4 protein-coding genes and 1 pseudogene are annotated in these 4,859 nt (G+C 67.8%); 4 read left to right on the forward strand and 1 reads right to left on the reverse strand.

All coding sequences use genetic code 11. From position 1 onward, the window contains the following. Positions 1-18: 18 nt before the first annotated feature. On the reverse strand, positions 19-573 hold the full coding sequence (locus tag STRIP9103_RS22210) for a PH domain-containing protein (protein WP_009318618.1): 555 nt from the start codon (positions 571-573) through the stop codon (positions 19-21). Positions 574-764: 191 nt separating this feature from the next. On the opposite strand from STRIP9103_RS22210, the gene thyX reads away from it, so the two are divergent. The 4 genes and pseudogenes from thyX to STRIP9103_RS22230 all read left to right on the forward strand — a co-directional run. Then, positions 765-1,505 (forward strand): FAD-dependent thymidylate synthase, encoded by a 741-nt coding sequence (gene thyX, locus STRIP9103_RS22215; protein ID WP_009318616.1) that lies wholly within the window; start codon positions 765-767, stop codon positions 1,503-1,505. A 211-nt stretch (positions 1,506-1,716) separates the two neighbouring features. After that, entirely contained in the window at positions 1,717-2,616 is a 900-nt protein-coding gene (gene dapA, locus STRIP9103_RS22220; protein ID WP_009318620.1) for a 4-hydroxy-tetrahydrodipicolinate synthase, read from the forward strand. A gap of 149 nt (positions 2,617-2,765) precedes the next feature. Continuing rightward, positions 2,766-4,451 carry a ribonuclease J gene (locus STRIP9103_RS22225; RefSeq protein WP_009318614.1) on the forward strand — a complete coding sequence of 562 codons (1,686 nt, stop codon included), beginning with the start codon at positions 2,766-2,768 and terminating at the stop codon, positions 4,449-4,451. Between the two features lie 209 nt (positions 4,452-4,660). Beyond that, positions 4,661-4,859 (forward strand): annotated as a pseudogene (locus tag STRIP9103_RS22230) (amino acid permease); the annotation flags it as partial.

Below are 4,859 nucleotides of genomic sequence, written 5' to 3' on the forward strand. Positions count from 1 at the left end.
ACCCGCATGTTCGAACGATCAGCCCCGCCCGTACTCCGCGGCCCACGCCTCAATCGTGTCGGCCGCCCGGGCGAACGCCTCCGTACGGGCCAGGAAGTCGGCGTTGTGCGTGGTCATCAGCGGCGGCACGGCGTCGGGCGCGCGGTCCTTGCGGACGAGCAGCAGCGCCTGCCCCTGCACGGTCCGCGGCAGCCCCAGCCAGCGCACCGGCTGCTGCACGGTCCGAACCGAGACGACGTTCTCCCAGGACGCCGTACGCGTGCCGAAGAACCCCACCTGGCGTACGCCCCGCGTGCTCACCCAGGTACCCACCCGCAGCAGCCGCAGCGCACAGGCGATGACGAACAGCGCCGCCCCGAAGCACACCGCGCCCGCGGTCGGCGTTCCCGCCACCGTGATGATGACCGCCGCCACCAGCACATACGAGGCGAGCAGCAGCAGAAGCGCAGCCGCACCCACCCGCCACGGTCCGGGCCGGTAGGGACGCCGCCAGCGGTCGCGGTCGTCGAACGGCAGCGCCTGGTCGACTGCCTGGTCGAAGGCGCGATCGGCGGTCAGGAAGGGCAGGGGCACGACTGATCCTCACTCACTCCACGCACTCGGTTTTGCCGGCTGAGGCTACCGAGCCGCACCCCCACTCACCACTTGCCGGGGCCCAACGGTGGCACAAGGAGGTGCAAGTCAGGCCATCCGGACCCGCTGTCGGTGCCGGGCCGTAGAGTGGGCGCCGCCCGAGAGAAGTGATGGGAAGGATCCCCCGAGCCGTGACCGACAGCCCCGCCGACGACCTCAAACCCAGCTTTCGCAGCGATGTCACCGTCGAGCTGGTGAAGCACAGCGCGTCCGACTCGGACGTGCTGTGGGCCGCCCGCGTCTCCACCGCGGGCGAGCAGTCCCTGGACGAGCTGAAGAAGGACCCCGAGCGCTCCAAGGGCCTCATCAACTACCTCATGCGGGACCGTCACGGCAGCCCCTTCGAGCACAACTCGATGACCTTCTTCATCAGCGCCCCGATCTTCGTCTTCCGCGAGTTCATGCGCCACAGGGTGGGATGGAGCTACAACGAGGAGTCGGGTCGCTACCGCGAGCTCCAGCCCGTCTTCTACGTCCCCGGCGAGTCCCGCAAGCTCGTCCAGGAAGGGCGGCCCGGCAAGTACGTCTTCGTCGAGGGCACCCGGGCGCAGCAGGAGCTGGTCGCGCGGATCACGGAGGACTCGTACGTTCACGCGTATGAGGCGTACCAGGAGATGCTGGCCGCCGGTGTCGCCCGGGAGGTCGCCCGTACGGTCCTTCCCGTGGGGCTCTACTCCTCGATGTACGCCACCTGCAACGCCCGCTCGCTGATGCACTTCCTGGGCCTGCGCACCCAGCACGAGCTCGCCAAGGTGCCGTCCTTCCCGCAGCGGGAGATCGAGATGGTCGGCGAGAAGATGGAGGCGGAGTGGGCGAAGCTCATGCCGCTGACGCACGCCGCGTTCAATGCGAACGGCCGGGTCGCCCCCTAGCGAACAGCTGTGTTTCGGCCAGGCACAGATGTGCGAGTCAGCCGAGTGAAGTGTCCGTATTGCGGCATTTCGCGAAGTTCATCTAGCCTGATCAAACGGACCCGGCACTGCTTGAACCCCCGAGCAGGCAGTGCCGGGCTCCGCATTTGTCCTGACTTTTCCTGCCTCCCGAGGGCAGACCGCGCCTTGAGCAGCGAGTAGCGTGTTACCCATGGCTTCGACCTCGACTCCGCAGACCCCCTTCGGGCGGGTCCTCACCGCCATGGTCACGCCCTTCACGGCGGACGGCGCACTCGACCTCGACGGCGCGCAGCGGCTCGCCGCCCATCTGGTGGACGCAGGCAACGACGGCCTGGTGATCAACGGCACCACCGGCGAGTCCCCGACCACCAGTGACGCGGAGAAATCGGACCTGGTACGAGCCGTCCTCGAAGCCGTCGGCGACCGTGCCCACATCATCGCCGGCGTCGGCACGAACGACACCCACCACAGCATCCAGCTGGCCCGCGCCGCCGAGAAGGTGGGCGCCCACGGCCTCCTCGTCGTCACGCCGTACTACAACAAGCCCCCGCAGGAGGGCCTGTACCGCCACTTCAAGGCCGTCGCCGACGCCGCCGACCTGCCGGTGATGCTCTACGACATCCCCGGCCGCAGTGGCGTCCCCATCGACACCGAGACGATCGTCCGGCTCGCCGAGCACCCGCGCATCGTCGCCAACAAGGACGCCAAGGGTGATCTCGGCCGCGCCAGCTGGGCCATCGCCCGCTCCGGCCTCGCCTGGTACTCCGGCGACGACATGCTCAACCTGCCGCTGCTCTCCGTGGGCGCGGTCGGCTTCGTCTCGGTCGTCGGCCACGTGGTCACCCCCGAGCTGCGCGCCCTCGTCGAGGCGTACGTCTCCGGCGACGTCCAGAAGGCCACCGAGATCCACCAGAAGCTGCTCCCGGTCTTCACCGGCATGTTCCGCACTCAGGGCGTCATGACCACCAAGGCGGCGCTCGCCCTCCAGGGGCTGCCCGCCGGACCGCTGCGCGCCCCCATGGTGGAGCTTTCGCCCGAGGAGACCGCCCAGCTCAAGATCGATCTTGCCGCCGGCGGGGTACAGCTCTAGCACCGGACTTCGCACAGCGCGGCACACCTGACTTCACAACTGAATAGGCAGGACGAAGGTGCCTGCATTCCCATCCACAACTGCTTTTGCACGAACGTCATGCGCGCCACGTGCCACAGGTACGTGGCGCGCATGGTGAGGAGAGTCTTTTGAGTCATCCGCATCCTGAACTCGGCCCGCCGCCGCCCCTCCCCGAAGGCGGCCTGCGGGTCACCCCGCTCGGTGGCCTCGGTGAGATCGGCCGCAACATGACCGTCTTCGAGTACGGCGGGCGCCTGCTGATCGTCGACTGCGGGGTGCTCTTCCCTGAAGAGGAGCAGCCGGGAATCGACCTGATCCTGCCGGACTTCTCGTCCATCCGGGACCGCCTCGACGACATCGACGGCATCGTCCTCACGCATGGCCACGAGGACCACATCGGCGGCGTTCCCTACCTCCTGCGCGAGAAGCCGGACATCCCACTGATCGGCTCCAAGCTGACCCTCGCCCTCATCGAGGCGAAGCTCCAGGAGCACCGTATCCGCCCCTACACCCTTGAGGTGGCCGAGGGGAACCGCGAGCGCATCGGCCCCTTCAACTGCGAGTTCGTCGCGGTCAACCACTCCATCCCCGATGCCCTGGCCGTGGCCATCCGCACCCCCGCGGGCATGGTCGTCCACACGGGCGACTTCAAGATGGACCAGCTGCCGCTGGACAACCGTCTGACGGATCTACACGCGTTCGCACGGCTGAGCGAGGAAGGGATCGATCTCCTCCTCTCCGACTCCACGAACGCCGAGGTGCCGGGCTTCACCCCGCACGAGCGGGACATCACCAACGTCCTGCGCCAGGTCTTCGCGGGCGCCCGCAAGCGCATCATCGTGGCCAGCTTCGCCAGCCACGTCCACCGCATCCAGCAGATCCTCGACGCCGCCCACGAGTACGGCCGCCGGGTCGCCTTCGTCGGCCGCTCGATGGTCCGGAACATGGGCATCGCGAGGGACCTGGGCTACCTCAAGGTCCCGCCGGGCCTGGTCGTGGACGTCAAGACGCTCGACGACCTCCCGGACCACGAGGTGGTCCTGGTCTGTACGGGCTCCCAGGGCGAACCGATGGCCGCCCTGTCCCGCATGGCCAACCGCGACCACCAGATCCGCATCGTCCAGGGCGACACGGTGATCCTGGCCTCGTCGTTGATCCCCGGCAACGAGAACGCCGTCTACCGCGTCATCAACGGCCTGACCCGCTGGGGCGCCAACGTCGTCCACAAGGGCAACGCCAAGGTCCACGTCTCCGGACACGCCTCGGCCGGCGAGCTGCTGTACTTCTACAACATCTGCCGCCCGAAGAACCTGATGCCGGTCCACGGTGAATGGCGCCACCTGCGCGCCAACGCCGAACTCGGCGCCCTCACCGGCGTCCCGCACGACCGCATCGTCATCGCCGAGGACGGTGTCGTCGTCGACCTCGTCGAGGGCAAGGCCAAGATCGCCGGCAAGGTCCAGGCCGGTTACGTGTACGTCGACGGCCTCTCTGTCGGCGATGTCGGCGAGCCGGCCCTGAAGGACCGGAAGATCCTCGGCGACGAGGGCATCATCTCCGTCTTCGTGGTCGTGGACGCCTCCACCGGCAAGATCACCGGCGGCCCGCACATCCAGGCCCGCGGTTCCGGTATCGAGGACTCCGCCTTCAGCGATGTCATCCCGCGGATCACCGAAGTCCTGGAGCGGTCCGCTCAAGACGGCGTCGTCGAACCTCACCAGCTGCAGCAACTCATCCGCCGGACCCTGGGCAAGTGGGTCTCGGACACGTACCGACGCAGGCCGATGATCCTGCCTGTGGTGGTTGAGGTCTGACCCTCCGTCAGCGCCAACCTGGAGCCCCCGTTCGGGTGAGAAAAAGGATCACGATGACGGCCGTACCGAGAATTTTTCTAAAGGTCTGGTTGACAAACATTTAACGCCCCGAGACTCTTGGCCGACTCATTCGGGCTACAGAGTTCCGGTCCAGCAGGTCCATACGGCAGCGAGCCGGGCGATCACGGCAACCAGGAAGGGGCCACCCGATGGCGGTACAGGAAGGCGTCGCTCCCGAGGCACCCGACACGAGCCCAGGCACCGTGCACAGGCTCAAGCCCAACGCGGTCGGCCTGCTGGGCGTGGTGTTCATGGCGGTGGCCACGGCCGCCCCGATCACCGCGATGACCGGCAACGTGCCCTTCATGGTGTCGTCCGGCAACGGCATCGGGGCCCCGGCCAGCTACC

It is taken from the genome of Streptomyces ipomoeae 91-03 (assembly GCF_000317595.1).
GTDB lineage: Bacteria > Actinomycetota > Actinomycetes > Streptomycetales > Streptomycetaceae > Streptomyces > Streptomyces ipomoeae.